The sequence below is a fragment of the uncultured Campylobacter sp. genome (genome assembly GCF_937996225.1).
GTDB lineage: Bacteria > Campylobacterota > Campylobacteria > Campylobacterales > Campylobacteraceae > Campylobacter_B.
Window position 1 is genome coordinate 15,017 of record NZ_CALKTC010000022.1, and the last position, 16,567, is coordinate 31,583.

The 16,567-nt window shown below is 44.2% G+C and carries 14 protein-coding genes and 1 pseudogene; all 15 read left to right on the forward strand.

Annotated elements, in window-relative coordinates; translation table 11 throughout:
* Positions 1-156: 156 nt before the first annotated feature.
* A pseudogene (locus tag Q0174_RS03295) lies at positions 157-1,209 on the forward strand (quinone-dependent dihydroorotate dehydrogenase); the annotation flags it as partial.
* A gap of 941 nt (positions 1,210-2,150) precedes the next feature.
* Complete coding sequence (locus Q0174_RS03300) at positions 2,151-3,404, forward strand: pitrilysin family protein (protein WP_298041674.1); 1,254 nt, start codon at positions 2,151-2,153, stop codon at positions 3,402-3,404.
* Positions 3,397-4,293 carry a 4-hydroxy-tetrahydrodipicolinate synthase gene (gene dapA / locus Q0174_RS03305; RefSeq protein WP_297894048.1) on the forward strand — a complete coding sequence of 299 codons (897 nt, stop codon included), beginning with the start codon at positions 3,397-3,399 and terminating at the stop codon, positions 4,291-4,293. The genes Q0174_RS03300 and dapA overlap by 8 nt, the downstream gene beginning before the upstream one ends.
* Positions 4,294-5,073 (forward strand): enoyl-ACP reductase, encoded by a 780-nt coding sequence (locus tag Q0174_RS03310; protein ID WP_298041675.1) that lies wholly within the window; start codon positions 4,294-4,296, stop codon positions 5,071-5,073.
* A complete protein-coding gene (gene pgsA, locus Q0174_RS03315) occupies positions 5,070-5,627 on the forward strand; it encodes a CDP-diacylglycerol--glycerol-3-phosphate 3-phosphatidyltransferase (RefSeq protein ID WP_295152120.1) in 558 nt (185 codons plus the stop codon). Before Q0174_RS03310 ends, pgsA begins: the two co-directional genes overlap by 4 nt.
* A 14-nt stretch (positions 5,628-5,641) precedes the next feature.
* Positions 5,642-6,646: a hypothetical protein gene (locus Q0174_RS03320; RefSeq protein WP_297997711.1), complete on the forward strand. Its 1,005-nt coding sequence runs from the start codon at positions 5,642-5,644 to the stop codon at positions 6,644-6,646.
* A gap of 585 nt (positions 6,647-7,231) precedes the next feature.
* Positions 7,232-8,347, forward strand: coding sequence for an RIP metalloprotease RseP (gene rseP, locus Q0174_RS03325; RefSeq protein WP_298041676.1), 1,116 nt, complete (start codon positions 7,232-7,234; stop codon positions 8,345-8,347).
* On the forward strand, positions 8,344-8,982 hold the full coding sequence (locus Q0174_RS03330; RefSeq protein WP_298041677.1) for a YggS family pyridoxal phosphate-dependent enzyme: 639 nt from the start codon (positions 8,344-8,346) through the stop codon (positions 8,980-8,982). The genes rseP and Q0174_RS03330 overlap by 4 nt, the downstream gene beginning before the upstream one ends.
* 284 nt (positions 8,983-9,266) lie before the next feature.
* Positions 9,267-9,560 carry an ABC transporter ATP-binding protein gene (locus tag Q0174_RS03335; protein ID WP_298041678.1) on the forward strand — a complete coding sequence of 98 codons (294 nt, stop codon included), beginning with the start codon at positions 9,267-9,269 and terminating at the stop codon, positions 9,558-9,560.
* Positions 9,561-9,675: 115 nt separating this feature from the next.
* The gene (locus tag Q0174_RS03340; protein ID WP_298041679.1) at positions 9,676-12,330 is read left to right on the forward strand and encodes a hypothetical protein; all 2,655 of its coding nucleotides are present in this window, start codon (positions 9,676-9,678) and stop codon (positions 12,328-12,330) included.
* A 2-nt stretch (positions 12,331-12,332) separates the two neighbouring features.
* On the forward strand, positions 12,333-13,370 hold the full coding sequence (locus Q0174_RS03345) for a nucleoid-associated protein (RefSeq protein ID WP_298041680.1): 1,038 nt from the start codon (positions 12,333-12,335) through the stop codon (positions 13,368-13,370).
* Between the two features lie 170 nt (positions 13,371-13,540).
* Positions 13,541-14,224, forward strand: a complete 684-nt coding sequence (locus Q0174_RS03350) for a hypothetical protein (protein ID WP_298041681.1) — start codon at positions 13,541-13,543, stop codon at positions 14,222-14,224.
* A complete protein-coding gene (locus tag Q0174_RS03355) occupies positions 14,217-14,738 on the forward strand; it encodes a hypothetical protein (protein WP_298041682.1) in 522 nt (173 codons plus the stop codon). Before Q0174_RS03350 ends, Q0174_RS03355 begins: the two co-directional genes overlap by 8 nt.
* 134 nt (positions 14,739-14,872) lie before the next feature.
* Complete coding sequence (locus tag Q0174_RS03360) at positions 14,873-15,334, forward strand: hypothetical protein (protein WP_298041683.1); 462 nt, start codon at positions 14,873-14,875, stop codon at positions 15,332-15,334.
* 388 nt (positions 15,335-15,722) lie between these two features.
* Positions 15,723-16,388 (forward strand): class I SAM-dependent methyltransferase, encoded by a 666-nt coding sequence (locus Q0174_RS03365; RefSeq protein ID WP_298041684.1) that lies wholly within the window; start codon positions 15,723-15,725, stop codon positions 16,386-16,388.
* The last annotated feature ends 179 nt before the right edge of the window (positions 16,389-16,567 follow it).

Here is a 16,567-nt window from a genome sequence, read left to right on the forward strand (position 1 = left end):
CAGATCGACGCGGCGAGCCGTAGAAATTCTACGCAGCCTCTAAGCGCATAATTTCGGAACTAAATTTTATCGCCGCAGATTGCAAATACGGCGCGAAATCCTTATCTATATTTAATTAAATTTTAGCTACCATTACGCAAAATTTGAGGAAAAATTATGAATTATGATACCTTGAAAAAAATCTTTTTTCGATTTGATCCAGAAACCGCTCACAAGATCGCAGAATTCGGACTTCGCGCACTTTATGCGACTCCGGGCGGGCTTGAGGCTTTGGCAAAATTCGGCGTTTATAAAGATGAAATTTTAACTCAAAATATATGGAATCTCAGCTTCGATAATCCCGTAGGTATCGCGGGCGGGTTCGACAAAAACGCCACGATGATCGCTCCGCTGGCCGCTCTTGGCTTCGGACACATCGATTTTGGCACCTTTACGCCGCGCCCTCAAAGCGGTAACGAAAAGCCGCGACTTTTTCGCCTCGTTAGCGAGCAGAGCATCCAAAACGCGATGGGCTTTAACAACGAGGGCGCCGACGTTATTGAGCATCGCGTGCGAAAAATTTATCCTTTTAAAATCCCGATCGCCGCAAATATCGGCAAAAACAAGGCCACTCCGAACGAGGATGCGCTGAGCGATTATGAAGCCTTAGGTCGTAAATTTAACGGACTGTGCGATTTTTTCATCATCAACGTAAGCTCGCCAAACACCCCCAATCTGCGCGCTTTGCAAGAAAACAGCTTCATAAGCGAGCTGATCGGAGCGATGAAAAAAATCACGAACAGGCCGCTCGTCTTAAAGCTGGCGCCCGATATGAGCGCGGATCAGGCGATCGCGCTGTGCGAGTGCGCGGTGCAAAGTGGCGCAAGCGGCATCATTATAAACAACACAAGCGTTGATTATTCGCTAAGCCCCAACGCTAGGGACTTTGGCGGCCTAAGCGGCAGGCTGATCACCGAAAAATCGCGCGAGCTTTTCGCGCAGGTCGCTCGCGAGCTCTTCGGCCGCACGATCCTAATCAGCTGCGGCGGCATAGACAGCGCACAGGAGGCCTACGAGCGCATCAAATCAGGCGCGAGCCTGGTTCAAATTTTTACCGCCTTTATCTTCAAGGGCCCGTTCGTCGCAAAATCGATCAACGAGGGGCTCGCGGAGCTTTTGCGCGCAGACGGCTTTAATAACATAAGCGAGGCGGTCGGAGTAAATTTAAAAGATCGCGCGGGCGAAAGATACGGCGCAAGAGGCGATCGAGTTGAAAGTCACGGCAACGGCTCGGATTTGAGGGCTTGCGAAAGCAAAGAAGCGGTTACCAAAACGGATGAAATTTCAAACGTAGCCAAAGGCGAGGAAACGAGCGAAATTTCAAACGCGCCCGAAAGCAAGGAGACGGATGAAATTTTAAACGACGGCGAAAGCAAAATTTTAAGCACTCAAATATATGAAATTCCAACCACTCAAACAAATTCAAACTCCGAAGCGGACGAAAATTCTAGCGCTTCGGCAAATTTAAACGCCTTGATAAACACAGATACTGCGACGGATCAAAGCTCGGCCGAACAAAGCCGCGCGGAGAGTGGAAATTCGGAGATTGAAAGCGCAAAACGAAGCAGCGCAAAAAGCGAAAATTTAGAGGCTAAAAACACAAAGCAAGGCAGCGCAGATCAGAAGCAGGATAAAATTTTAAAAACTACCTCCAAAAGCGGCACAGGTTCCAAGCGCGGTAAAATTTCAAAGGACGCTACGCAAAAAGACGCCGCGCAGAAGGATACTGCGAAGGATAATGACGCTTCTCAGAAGGATACCGTCCAGAATACTGCGCAGCAAAAGGATGCCGCGGCTAAAAATCTCTCGCAAAGCGGCGCAAAGAGCGAGAAATTAGAGACTAAAGACATAAAACAAAGTGTCGCGGCAAGCAAAACCGCCAAAACAAAAACCGCGACCAAAGCCGCATCAAAAAACGACATAGAAAGTAAAAATTCTAAAACTAAAGCCGCACCAAAAGGTAGCGCGGAAAGCAAAAGCTTAAAAGCCAAAAACGCAAAGCAAAGCAGCGCCAAAACTAAAAATGCCGAGGCTAAAGAGGCCAAAGAAGCGAGCGGCGCCCAAGACGCAGAGCAAAACTCAAGCAAAAAACGAAAGGCGAAAAAAGATTAATGTTTCCAAAATTTAAGAAAATCACGCTGCAAAACGGACTTCAAATTTATCATATCCCGATGAATAAAGGCAGCGGCGTCATCAGCGTGGACGTGTTTTACAACGTCGGCTCCCGCGACGAGACGATGGGCAAAAGCGGCATCGCGCACATGCTGGAGCATCTAAATTTTAAATCCACGAAAAATCGCAAGGCGGGCGAGTTCGACGCGATCGTAAAGGGCTTTGGCGGCGTGAATAACGCAAGCACGGGCTTTGATTACACGCACTACTTCATCAAGTGCGCGAGCTCAAATTTAGAAGTTTGCTTGGATCTTTACGCCGATATCATGCAAAACTTGAGCCTCAAAGACAAAGAATTTCAGCCCGAGCGCAAGGTCGTGCTCGAGGAGCGGCTGTGGCGCACTGATAACGATCCGTTCGGATATCTATTTTTCAGGCTCTATAACGCCGCGTTTTTGTACCACCCGTACCACTGGACGCCGATCGGCTTCCGCAAGGATATCGAAAACTGGAGCATCAAAGATATCAAGGAATTTCACGCTAAATTTTATCAGCCGCAAAACGCCGTGCTGCTGATCACCGGCGACATCGGCGAAAAGGCGGCGTTTGATGCGGCTAAAAAATACTTCGCGCCCGTAAAAAACAAAAGCGAAATTCCGCGTCTTCACTGCACCGAGCCCGCGCAAGACGGCGAGAAGCTTAGCGTTATTTACAAAAACAGCGAGGCGCAGATCGTTGCGGTCGCCTTTAAAATTCCGCCGTTTAACCACCCAGACGCCGCGGTGATCAAAGCGATGGATATATATCTTAGCGGGGGCAAGAGCTCGCTTTTGCAGCGCATGCTGGTCGATGAGAAAAAGCTCGCCAATCAGATCAACATCTACGATATGAGCGCCAAGGACGAGAATTTATTTATAGTCTTTGCCGTTTGCAACCAGGGCGTAAGCGGCGAGACGCTGAGGAGTGAAATTTTGGCGCTGATAGAAAAAGCCAAAAAAGCTAAAATAAGCGACGATGATATGCTAAAGATCAAAAACACCCTAAGTAGCGATCTGATCTACTCCCTCGACAGCGCTAGCAAGGTAGCGCAGATGTACGGCAGCTACATCGTCCGCGGCGATCTGGACGCGCTATTTAGGCTGGAGTGCGAGATCAAAAGCCTAGATAAAAACGCGGTTAAAAAAGCGATGAAGACCTATCTAAGCCTTAAAAGCTCCACAAGCATTATCTTACGAAAGGAAAACGATGAATAAAAATGTCATAATCGGCTCTATGACAGCGCTGATCACGCCTTTTAAAGAGGGCAAACTAGACGAGCAGACCTACGCAAAGCTTATCAAAAGACAGATCGCAAACGGCATAAGCGCGGTCGTGCCCGTAGGCACCACGGGCGAGAGCGCGACGCTGACGCACGACGAGCACCGAGTCTGTATCGAGATTGCCGTAGATGCGTGCAAGGGCACGGACGTTAAGGTGCTAGCGGGCGCGGGCAGTAACGCAACTCACGAAGCGATCGGGCTCGCGCAGTTTGCGCAAGCTCACGGCGCGGACGGAATTTTATCCGTAGCGCCCTACTACAACAAACCCACTCAAAAGGGGCTCTATTTGCACTACAAAGCGATCGCGAGCTCGGTAGACCTGCCCGTGCTGCTATATAACGTCCCGGGTCGCACCGGCTGCGACATCGCCGCGGATACGATCATCAAGCTTTTTAACGACTGCGAGAATATCTACGGCGTCAAAGAAGCCAGCGGCAGCATAGATAAATGCGTCGATCTACTCGCGCACGAGCCGCGCCTTAGCGTGCTTAGCGGCGAGGATGCGATTAACTATCCGATCCTAAGCAACGGCGGCAAGGGCGTGATCTCGGTCACTGCAAATTTACTGCCCGATTACACGGCGAGGCTAACGAAATTTGCGCTGCAAAATGAGTTTTTAAAGGCCAAGCAGATCAACGACGATCTCTACGCTATCAATAAAATTTTATTCTGCGAGAGCAATCCGATCCCGATCAAAGCGGCGATGTATATCGCGGGCCTGACGCCGAGTTTAGAGTACCGCTTGCCGCTTTGCGAGCCGAGCGCGGAAAACCTCAAAAAAATAGAAAACGTAATGAAACAATACACTATCAAAGGATTTTAATTGACGAACGAATTTAAAGGAAAAACGCTAGTTATCAGCGGCGGCACGAGAGGCATAGGTAGGGCGATAGTTTTGGAATTCGCAGCTGCGGGGGCAAATATCGCTTTTACGTATAATTCCAACGAGGAGCTAGCGACTTCGCAAGCAGCCGATCTTGAGAAGACCTACGGCATCAAGGCGCGCGCTTATGCGCTCAATATCTTAGAGCCCGAGACCTATAAGGAGCTATTTGCCAAGATCGACGAGGATTTTGCGCGAGTGGATTTTTTCATCTCAAACGCCATCATCTCGGGTCGCGCGGTCGCGGGCGGATACACTAAATTTATGAGGCTAAAGCCGCGCGGTATCAACAATATCTTTACCGCGACCGTAAATGCCTTCGTCGTGGGCGCGCAAGAAGCCGCAAAGCGTATGGAAGCGGTAGGCGGCGGCTCGATCATATCGCTTAGCTCCACTGGAAATTTAGTCTATATCGAAAACTACGCGGGTCACGGCACTGCAAAAGCCGCAGTTGAAGCGATGGCGCGCTATGCCGCGACCGAGCTCGGAGAGAAAAACATCCGCGTAAACGTCGTTAGCGGCGGACCGATCGAGACGGACGCGCTTAGGGCCTTTACGAACTACGAGGAGGTGCGCGATAAAACCGCCGAGCTTAGCCCGCTAGGACGTATGGGGCAGCCGGAGGATCTGGCGGGAGCATGTTTATTTCTATGCTCGAGCAAGGCTAGCTGGGTGACGGGACACACCTTCATCGTCGACGGCGGAACGACCTTTAAATAATGCTAAATTTACCCAATATTTTAGCGAGCTTTCGCGTTGCGCTGGCGCCGCTGTTTTTCTGGCTGATCTTACTAGCCGGTCATGCGAACGGCGGCATGGTGGGCTCGGTGCACGTCAGCTGGATCGATTATTTCGCCGCGCTCGTCTTCGTCATCGCCTCCGTCACGGACTTTTTCGATGGATACATCGCGCGCTCTTGGAATCAAAAGACCAAACTAGGCGCCATCATCGATCCGCTCGCCGATAAGATGCTTACGCTTGCGGGCTTTTTGGGGCTTATGTTTATCGGGCGCGCCAGTCCGTGGGCGATCTATCTGATCCTAATCCGCGAGTTTTTTATCACTGGCCTTCGCGTGGCGATGGCGGGCGACGGCGTAGAGGTCGCCGCGTCGATGGCGGGCAAGGTGAAGACGGTCTTTCAGATGATCGCTATCGGCTGGCTAACGATGCAGTGGCCCTATGCAAACGCCCTGCTCTGGATCGCGGTTGCACTGACGCTATATTCGGGCTTTGAATACGTCGCAGCGTATGCTAAGGCTACGAAAAAAGGCTAAATTTTAGGCTAGATATGGCTTTCGCAGTTGAAGAGAAAATTGGCGAAGAAAATGCAAGAAAGTATAAGCTCAATAAGGTAGAAAAAGATATTAGAAACAAAATTTCTAAAAAGCGATTGCCTTTTAGATGTTATCCTGAAATTTCTATAGAATTAAGCTGGCGCATAGATAGAGAGCTTGGCGCATGGCTCATAAACTACGGGAGCTTTAGCGGCTTTTGGGATCATTGTAATTTAGATTTTAACGCATATAGATTGTATTATCAAGGCAAAATGTTTGATACAGTCATTACTTACGGCGCTTGGTTCGGCGATTTTAGGATGATAAATGGACAGAAGCGACGTATCCATAAACTCTATGCGCTAGAACCAAGAAGTAGCGGCAAACTCAGCAAAAGCGATATTTTTAAAATTTTACAAGACGCCCTTAACGCCGAAAATGAAAATGTTTTGCTAATAGACGCCCTGGATTACAACATTGATTATGTAGGTAGATTTTTGATTGATGGATACCGCTTTGAGGATAACCTAGAGCAAATCATAAATCCATTTAGAAATCAACACGGTCTAGCTAGCTTAAGCCGAGATGAGATAGATGGTCTGTGGTGTATCTCAAAGGAGCTAAACGAGATTTTTCTTATAAAAGTGGGCTCGGCTGGCAGTAATGATCTTTTTACGCTTACTCATTACAATCACGGTTATTACGAATACCACGCAAATATAGTGCTAAAGCAAATTTCCAACAAAACCGTAGATGGAATAAATGAAATCAGATATAAGATAAAGAAAATAGAAATTTTAGGCGATCGCAGCGCCGCGCCGACGCAAGGCAAAATAAAACGACTGATACGCAAAATGTTTAGATCCACTTGCGAAAGCGGATTAAAGGGCTTTAGTCCAAATTTAATAGATGAAAAATTTAAACTAAGCTTGATCTTACATTCATTTGAAGAATCAGAATTTTTTATCAAACTAAAACAATGTATTGTGAAGCTACAAAACCTCATCGCAAAGCGTTAGAACCCGAGCTTAGTGGGTTTTAGCGATAGAATTTCGGCATAAAATTCCACTTATAACGACGACACGGAATTTTAAAATTTCACGTTCAAATTTTACCGATAAAATTCTATAGATGCTTGATCTATGCACGCACGGCGGCGTGCTAAGCCTATAAAATTTGAAAGATAAAATCCACTGCGCAAAATTTCACGGCGTAAAATTTCGTTTAAACCGCCGCGCAAAATTTCAGGACGGCGCAGCAGTATTTTAAAACACGACGAAATTTCAAAGCGCAACAAAATTTTAGAGCATGACGACTTGTCAAAACATAATGAAATTTCAAAGCATAGCGGCATTTCAAAGCAAAAGCCCAGTGCGGCGAAATTTTATAATCCGCTCCGCAAAAGCTCGCGGTGTAATTTCGCTTTTAAAATTTTAAATTCCGCCCGCACACCCTAATTTAGCTAAATTTATATCCCGAAACGACGAGCTAAGCTCAAAGCCAACCAAGTTTAAAAAAGCGAGCTAAGGCTTTAAACGGCGATCTAAGCTTAAAATTTGCAAAATAATAGTAAGCTTAGCCCATTTTTTACAAAGGTCTGAAATTTGAAAAGCATAATTTTAACGCTCGCGATCCTGGCGGTCGGATTTTATTTTTACTCGATAAATTTTATGGTCACGGTGCTGGCGATCAGCTTCCTCATCTTTTTCCACGAGTTGGGGCATTTTTTGGCGGCGCGGGCGCTGGGCGTGGGGGTGAACGTCTTTAGCGTGGGCTTCGGCGAAAAGGTCTTTACTAAGCGCATCGGCGCTACGCAGTACGCCATCAGCGCGATCCCCCTGGGAGGCTACGTGAGCCTTAAGGGGCAGGAGGATTTGGATCCCGCCGCGGCAAGCGCGGACCCCGACAGCTACAACTCCAAAGGCCCGATCGCGCGCATAATCATACTTTTTGCGGGGCCGTTTTTTAACCTGCTGCTTGCGTTTTTGATCTACATCGCGCTGGGCTACATCGGCGTCGAAAAACTCGCACCAAAGGTCGGCAAAATTTCGCCAGGCTCCGCCGCGGCAAGCGCAGGGCTAATGCTAAACGATGAAATTTTATCAATCGACGGCAAGCAGATCCGCGAGTGGGACGACATCTCAAAGCAGGTAACCGCAGCGCCGCTGAGCTTAGAAATCATGCGCGGCGGCGAGCGGCTGAGCCTACAGCTCACGCCGAAGCTCGGCGAGAAAAAAACCATCTGGCGCGAGAGCATTAGAGTGCCGCTCATCGGGATCTCGCCCGATTACAACGCGACCGTGACGCTGTATCACAAGGGCGCAAGCTCGCTTAGCTTCGCGTGGGATCAGACGGTGGAGGCATCAAAGCTCATCTTAGTAGGTCTTGAGAAGCTCGCTAGCGGCGTCGTTTCGCCCAAGGAGATGGGCGGCATCGTCGCTATCACCGACATCACCTCAAAGGCGGTCGATTACGGCGCTGCGGTCCTGCTCGCGCTCGTGGCGCTAATATCGGTAAATTTAGGGCTTATTAATCTCTTTCCGATCCCTGCGCTCGACGGCGGACACATCGCGTTTAATCTCTTTGAGCTCATCTTTCGCCGCCCTGTGCCAAAGCGGGTATTCGTGGGCGCCAGCTACGTAGGTATGGGAATTTTAGCACTTTTAATGATATTTACGGTGCTGAATGATTTTGCTAGAATTTTGGGATTTTACAAATGAGACTGGATGAAATTTTAAAGCGCGTTGAGGCTGCGAAAGCAGGCGCAGGCGAAGTCCAGCTAGTCGCGGTGAGCAAAAACGTAGGCACGGATGAGGTGCGCGAGCTGTATTCGCAAGGACAGATCGCATTCGGCGAAAACAGAGTGCAGGAGCTGAAGCGCAAAAGCGAGGCCTTGCGCGGACTGCCGCTAAAGTGGCACTTCATTGGCACGCTACAAAGCAACAAAATCAATCAGCTCATCGCTCTGCGCCCGACGCTGTGGCAGAGCTGCAACTCCTATGAACTCGCGCTTGCCGTAAATAAGCGGCTAACTTATCCGCTAGATACGCTACTGGAGATCAACGCCGCGGGCGAGAGCTCCAAAACGGGGCTCGATAAAAATCGCGCGGTGGAGGAGTTTTTACGCATCAAGCAGGAGTGCAAAAATCTAAATTTAATCGGCGTGATGAGTATCGGCGCGCACGTGAGCGAGCCCGCACAGATCGCGCGAAGCTTCGAGGCTAGCCGCGAGATCTTCGATGCGCTCGTGCCGCACGGCGCGCGGATCTGCTCGATGGGGATGAGCGATGATTTTGAGCTCGCGATCAAATGCGGCTCGAACATGATCCGCCTGGGTAGAATTTTATACGCCTAGGCCGCCGAAAGGCGGGCTTTTTCACGCAAGCAAATTTTATAGGTGATTTATACGGCGCGCTTGATTTGCCGTACGAGCTAAATTCGGCGCGTAACTTGAAATTTAGCGCGTTATTGAAATTTTACGCAGCGCAACAACGCAGCATCAAATTTTAAACCTAGATAAAATTTTATTTGCAGCGATGCAAATTTCAAAAAACGCGACGATATAAAATTCTAAGCACAATCCGCATAAAGACAGAATCTTAAAAGGCGAATTTTAAGTAGCGGCAGCTGGCGTATATCGTGCGCACGCTGGTTCAGGGCGCGAAAGTGATCTTTATGGACGAGCCGACAAATGGGCTGGATTTTGGCAATCAGATCAAGCTGCTCGAGATGATAAAAGCTCTAGGCGACGAGGGCTATACCTTCGTGCAGACGACACACTACCCGCGCCACGCGAAGTTTGTTTCAAATTTGACGCTGTTTATAAAAGACGGCGAAATTTTAGCTTTCGGGCGCAGCGAGCAGCTCATAAATGCCGAAAATATCGATAAAATTTACGGCATAAACTACGAAAGATACGAGGATAGGTTGTAGGTTATTTTGATATAAATTCAAAAAAAAAGAGGAGGGCATTTTCGTAACTATTTAATAAATTTATAAATTTTAGTGTAAAATTAAAGATAAAAAATGATACAAGAGGAAACAAAAAATGAACGGGCAATATGCAATAAAAGGCTATCTTTTTCAGTCTCTTGTCGCGATATTGGATTCTTTTAAAGCAGACTGGGAAACGGTTTGTGTTGAGCCTAATGATGAATCCGAGAAAGTCGATATTCTATGGACCTATAAAGAAGGAAATAAAAAAGTTGTTCAAGTCAAATCTTCACAAAATCCATTTTCTTTTTCTTCTGCAAACAAATGGGCGAATGAATTAACCGCCAAAAGCCCCGATGCTGATAAATACGAGCTAATTTTAGTTGGTCATATTGACTCTAAATTGCAAAAACTTAAAGATGGCATTATCGATAAAGTTGTAGTTATAAATAAAGTCCTAGAAATAAATGATTTTGAAGCAATAATTTTAGCTAAAATAAATTCCTTTTTTGAAAAGAAAGGAAAGAATATTATTAGTCCTAAATTGGGAAAATTATTTGTGCGAGCATTAAACACACAAGTATTGCAAGACTCCGTAATAGGGAAAACTATTAAACGATCTGAATTTGAAAATAATCTACTTGATTCCTTGCGGGCAATCGAAAGGCATTTAGAAAAAAGTTTATATTCAGTATTGCTTCCAGACGCGCTAGATAATAAAGAATACGGTGACTCTGCAATAATAGAACATATTTTAAATTTGATAGGTTGGAAATCATTGAGTATAAATGAATCAGTTACATATTATGATGAGAAATTAGGAAAAGATCAACAATTTAAGATAGATTTTTGGGGAAATTATAATTCTCCACTTAAAGATGACTTAAATGACATTGTTTATATCAATGCAAATATAGATGCCCAATATCTTTCTGACTATTCAAATATTATAAAATATAATACGCATTGCGTTAATACTGTAAGAAAAAGTCTAATTGAAAACAATAAAATCAAACCAAATAATTCTATTGAGTATTGCGTTCAATTTCTTTTATCTCTCAAAGAGTCAGAGCAAAATCAAACAATCGCAAGATTGAACAATGCTTACAAAAGAGGATATTTGGGCGACAATATTATTTACTATGCGATTGACAATAAAAAAGCGGATTTTTTAATTAGTTCTATAATTACTGCAAGAAAATACAGGGATGGTTTGACTACAAAATTTTTATACCCCATTACAGACGACAATTCTCAAATCAATAAAATAGGCAAAAGAAATACTTATATGCCTCCTCAATATATTAATTCTTCGATATTGCCTATTATAAAAGAAGACAATAACAAAATTAGCGTCCTACTCTTTTGTTCGGATCCTTATAGTAAAGATAGACTGAAAAAGGTGATATGGCTACTCATACGGCTGACGAGCGGTTTAGCAAATGAATATAAAATCTACTTTACAGATTACGATAACATTCAATATAACAATGAAGCTAGCGAGGTTATTCGTAGCTACAATAATAATGATTTGACAAATAGAATTTATATAGAAAAGCTAAATTTATGTAATTGTTCCGATTTACAAATTGTACCGTTGAATATGAATACAAACATAAAAGATGAAGATTTTGATGAGATAACAAATAAGAAAAAGCAATTAAGAATTGAGCCTCATCTTATAGATTACTTACCTTATGGAGATTCTTTAAAACCCTTTTTAAATTCTGATGCAGTAAAGGCAGAGGACTTAAAAATCTTTTTGCAAAATAAAGGTATTTATTTCAGAACAGCTAGCAAAACAAGAATAATTCAATTGATGACGAGCATGCTTTTTAGTTCGCTTGACATCGAATCATTAGTTGAGTTTGTAAATGTGGATAAAAAGACGCAAGAATCCAGTTCTGCACAATATAACTTAGTTGACGCAAGCAAGAAACTAAGTCAGCTACTTGCGAATAAAAACATTAATCAAGACGAACTACAAAATGGATTGAAGGCCGATATTGTTTCTTTGGAATATATAGAGCCTAAAAACGATTCTGATGGCCACATTTTTAAAATGCATTTAGAACAAAAGAATCCCAACAAACAAGCTCTTGTAAGTATTGCAAGAAGTATAGCGATAGTAACCATTAAGAAAAACGACAACAAAATAGAGTTCACAAAGGAATATAATTCGAAAATAGCAAGAGTTGCGGCTGAAAGAGTAGTCAAACAGTTTTCAGAACAGCTGATTAAGGCCAATGAAATTGAAGAAAGATGTATTGAGATAAAATTCTCCGAGTTTACCAACAAAGAACGAACTAATTTTTTATTGAGTTTCACAAATATTGATTCCTCTAATATTTTTAGAAAATTTGAGGCTAAATCATTTAAATATATGTTTGATGAATCGGCAAATCTACCTGATGAATATGCTGATAAAAAAGGGAAAGAGTGTATTGCTCAACTAAAAGGCAGATATTTAGATTCAATAAAAGAATTACAAGATGATGCTTTAAAAGAGATCATTCTAAGCGAAGAATTAGCAATTAACTATAAATATAACATAAGAGGAGTTTCTGGGAATTATTTTGTTATTATGAACTTCTCGGGTGCTCTGGTAAACAAGCCGCTGCGTGATGGTATTTTTAATATTAAATCAACACTGTATATTGATAATAAATCCAAAGATAAAGTTTCAAACATTAATGAATTAGAATCTGAACTAAAAATAGAGTTTAACAAGTTGAAAAAAGAAAAATTTGAGCAATTTGGTAGGATATAGAAATGCTTTCAGCATTTGAAATTAAAATATATGAATGTGTCTTGCATAAGGTAGGCAACAAACTCAGGGGTGAGGAGATAAATTTATCTAATTCTTATTTGGATGGAATAAATCATATACGAGAGACTTTAATAGATTATTTCCTCACCCCCTTTACTTCCGAAGATTATTACCGCTTTCACCATGAAAGCGATTTGAGCCTAAACGAAGTGTATTCATATGTATCAAAAATTTTTAAAAATAAAGACCTGCTTTACAAACAGTCCATAAATTTAGCCAAGCACCTCTACGAACAAAGCACTCACCCTAAAATCAAGTGCGGCGAGTTTTATACTGTCTATTTCAAGGACTGTATTTTAGACGGCGAAACACTCGATGCAGTAGGTTTATTTAAATCTGAAAATAAAGACACATTTTTAAAAGTTTTACAGGAAAACGGTAATTTTAACTTACAAAGCGAAAAGGGAATCAATATTAAAAAGCTTGATAAAGGCTGCTTAATATTTAATAAAGAGCAAGAAAGCGGCTATGTGGTAACTGTCGTGGATAATGCGGGCAGAGGCACCGAAGCTCAGTATTGGATAAATGATTTTTTACATGTGCGTAAACGAAAAGACGGGTATGCCAATACTCAAAATTTTATGTCTTTCACAAAGAAATTTATAACTGAAAAATTACCCAAAGACATTGAAATTTCAAAGGCGGATCAAATCGAATTGTTAAATAAATCGATACAATTCTTTAAAGTCAATGATTTGTTTAATATTGATGATTTTGATAATGAGGTTATGGCTGAGCCAAATTTGATCAAAAAATTTCATCATTATAAAAAAGAATACGAAGAACAAAGCGACACTCTCATCGACGATAAATTTACGATTTCCGAAGCCGCTCGTAAAAAACAACAACGTTTATATAAGCGCGTGATTCATTTAGATAAAAAAATACAAATAGTCATCGATGGTAACCGCCAAAATATCGAGCAAGGCGCAGATAAAAAAGGTAAATTTTATAAAATTTATTATGACGAAGAGTGCTAGTATGGCAGTGAGAGTTGCGCAGACAAGCCTACGCCGTGCAGCCTCAATAGAATTTGACTCGTTTGTCATTTATTCATAAGAAAGCAGCAGGCGACTAACTTCATCTAGGAAATAAGTCGCCCCGGAGCGTGAACTGTGTTCAAAAAATTTGGTACAGACAAAGAAGCAAAATGAGTCCGCGAGAGATATTTTTAAACGGCTGCGCCGAGATCGCGGCAAATTTTGCGTACTTCAAGCCCACGCAAAAGGGGCAAAAACTAACGAAGCTCGCAAGCAACAAAGATATTTCGTTTGAAATTTATTTTAGCTCCAGCATGCGCAACTACGCCGGCAGCGTAAGCATCCTGCCGCAGATCGCGATCTACTGCAAACGCCTAAAAAAGCTTATGCAAGAGGAGCTGTCCTACTCGACCGACCTTGTTTTCGTATCGTATCTGAGCTATCTCACGCCGCGCAAGCAATTCCGCGACTGGCAGCTCGCGGGCGCCAGCTTCGAGCCTAGCGTTCGCGAGATTAGCGCGGCTATTAAGGACTGCGCGCTGCCTATTTTTGAGCTTTTTGAGGATAAGCAAAAGGCGGTGGAGTTTATGATGCGGCATGGGGCTAAATTTAACAAAAATCTAAGCGCCTTCGATCTGTACCCGATCTACTTTATCTTTTATTTCGGCGGCAAGGACGCGGCGGAGGCGTTTTTCAACGTCTGCCTAAGCGATTGCACCTACAAAGGGCGATTTTATAAGCTTTATGAGGAGCTTGCAAACGGCGCGGAGACGGATTTTAGCAGAAGTTCGTTTTGGAGCGATACGGAGGCGAAATTCGCATTTGTAAAAGGACTTAGAATTTTAAATGGCTGAAGCTTTAATTCAAATTTTAATCGTAATTTTTAGCGTTTTGCTCATAGGCGGGATTATTTGGACGCTCCTTCGGCGCAATCCTCGCAAGCTTAGCTCGCGCCGGCTTGCCGCGATAGATGGGATAAGCGAAGCAGACGCGGTAAAAAGGCTTTCCGTGCGGCCGTTTCTGTTTTGGCTGGAGAGGTTTTTCATTTCGCGTGAGAGCCTTTGGTTCGATCAGGATTTCATCTACGTTTTTGACGGACAAAAGCTCGCGGCGAAGTATAAATTTGAGCAAATTTTAGAGCTTGAAGTTACAAAGATACGGATAAATCACGCTAGGATTTGGCGGATCTGCTTCGCAGGCGGCGCGAGCGAACTTGAACGCAGCAGCGCGGACAAGCCCGAGCGAGAGTATAAATTTGTGCCCGCCGCTTCGATTTTTGAGCCGAGCTTTAAAGAATTTTTGCAAATTTTACGCGAGAAAAACCGAGGCGCGATCAAGACGGAGCCGAGATTTTGGGAAGCCGTTTAGCGCGGCAGAATTTTAAAAAGCAGATTTGAAAAAATATAGAAAAGGTGCGGAGTTTTTGAGCGCGATCGCCGCAAAGGGCGGCAAAAGCTACGCGCGAAACCGCAAGAGGCGATAAATAGATAAAAGGGGGCAAAATGAAACGTTGGAGCAAGCTTGCAAAACGGCTTTACGAGCTCGTGGATGAAAGCATTGATTTTAAGCTCCACTGCACGGTTTATAGGATGCAAAGCAGGCGCGGCAGCACGGATTTGCCGCGATATTTTATCACGCTTGCGGGCGAGATTATTTTTGATTACCCGAAGGATTTCGTGCTAAAAAGCGGCGGCGTAAAAAGCCTAGCAGGGGGCGCTTTAACGAAAATTTATCCATATGGTAACGACATAAGCGACATCGGCGAGCTTATCCGCGAATATATCGACACGCCCAAAGATGAGCTGTTTGCAAAGCACTTCGAGGCCGATGAGTGGGGGCTTGTGAATATTCTAAAGACTGCCGACAAACGCATCGGCAAAAGGAGGCTACAAATTTTAGCCAAAAACAAGAAAAATCAAGCAATGCAAAAGGTGATAGCGGCTAGATTGGAGACTTTGCAATAAGTCCAAAGCGGCGATTTAAAGGCGGAGCGAACAAGCGCGAGCGTAGAGTAAAAATTTTGATTTATGAAGAGGTTTTTTAAAATTTAGCTACGGTCATTCGGTGAAAATTTAAAGAATTTCGAGCATATAAAATACGCAGAGGTAGGCTTACCTTAGTACTTTTCGCCGGGCGGTTTGAAATTTCAGGCGGGTTTGGGGCGGCGCATAAATTTACGTTAAAATTTAATGAAAAATCGGTGCGATCTGCTCGCTAAATTTTAGAAAGGATAATTATGATTTTAGCTTCAAACTACGATGAGATCGACTTTGACGCGCTTTATAAGACGCAAAAAGCAAAAAACTGGCCGAGCATTGGGACAAAAAGGCTCCGAGCTTCAACGAAGGCGTGATGAAAAGCGCCTATGCGCGGGACTTTCTATCACGCGTAGATTTTTCGGGTGCTTCCACGCTGCTTGATTTCGCATGCGGCGCAGGCGCGCTAAGCGTGCTGGCGGCGGAAAAGGTGGATCAAATTTACGGCTACGATTTTTCGCCAAAGATGCTGGAATTTGCCCGCGAGAATGCTCAAATTTATGGCGCAAAAAACGCTAAATTTGCGCAAAAAGCCTTCGAGGACGACTGGTCTGACGTGCCCGCGTGCGACGTCGTTTTCGCCTCGCGCTGCCTTGAGGTGGACGATCTAAAAGCCGCGCTTAAAAAGCTTCTTTCAAAGACTAAAAAATCGCTTTACATCACGTTTAAGGTGGGCGGCAGCTTCGTGGATGATGAAATTTTGGATGCGATAGGGCGCGAAGTGGAGCAAAAGCCCGACTTCGTCTATCTTTTAAACATCCTATTTCAAATGGGCTATCTGCCGAGCCTCATCTATATCAAAGCCTGGTGTCACGGCGGCAGAGCGAAAAGCGCGGAGGAGTTTGTGCAAAAGACGCGCTGGATGCTAGGCGGCGAGCTAAACGAAGCGGAGGAAGCACGCCTGGCGGAGTATTTTAACAGCGGCAAATACGAGCCAAAGCGGGATTTTATGCACTGGGCGTTCGTGCGGGTGGACGTTTAGCGCAACGCTCCGCTCTCACAATGCTGGAATTACATATTCGAGCCGGCTTATCATCTTGAAAATAACCAACCGTATCTGCTCTGGCGATCGCTCGTGGTATATAGAAGGCAAGTTACGTATAATATTAAATTTATCGCGTAAAAATATGAGTTAAATTTTTGTAGTTTAACACATAAAAT